A 655-nucleotide genomic window follows, 5' to 3' on the forward strand; every position below is an offset into this window, starting at 1 on the left:
TACGCCCGCGGGGCGCCCGGCTCGGCAGCGCCCGGCCGCTCTGAGGAAACGCACCCCGCCCCGTCCGGGCAGGCCTGCGTACACCGTCGCGCCGGTCGGGTGCGCGTGCGTGTCGCCAAGCGCGATTGCGGTTGCTACAGAGCGCCCGCGAGGATGGACACCATGACACGACCGGAGGCCGGTGAGACGGGGGCGGGCGACGCGGCGCGGACGCGCCTGCTCGCGCATCTGAGTGCGGCCGGCTACCACCCGGTGACGCCGCCGGTTCTGCAGCCGGTGGAGCCGTTCCTGGAACTGTCCGGCGAGGACATCCGCCGGCGCATCTTCGTCACCCAGGACGCGGCCGGGACCGAGCTGTGCCTGCGGCCGGAATTCACGATTCCCGTCTGCCGCCTGCACCGGGCCCAGGCTGACGGCCGGGCGGCCGATTACAGCTATTGCGGCCCGGTCTTCCGGCTCGCCGCCGACGAGCCGGACGAGTTCTTCCAGGCCGGCATCGAATCGATCGGCCGCACCGACACCCCGGCCGCCGATGCCGAGGTGCTGGGGCTGGCGCTCGAGGGCCTTGCGCTGTTCGGCCGGACCGACCCCGCGGTGCGGCTCGGCGACATGGGGCTGACCGTGGCCCTGCTCGACGGGCTGGCGGTGCCGCCGG

The 655-nt window shown here is 74.5% G+C and carries 1 protein-coding gene; it reads left to right on the forward strand.

All coding sequences use genetic code 11. The annotated features are described in order from the left end of the window. Positions 1-162: 162 nt before the first annotated feature. Positions 163-655: ATP phosphoribosyltransferase regulatory subunit (locus FV228_RS31855; RefSeq protein WP_187278004.1), on the forward strand; the 493-nt coding region annotated here is incomplete at its 3' end.

The sequence above is a fragment of the Methylobacterium sp. WL18 genome, from assembly GCF_008040015.1.
Taxonomy (GTDB): Bacteria; Pseudomonadota; Alphaproteobacteria; order Rhizobiales; family Beijerinckiaceae; genus Methylobacterium; species Methylobacterium mesophilicum.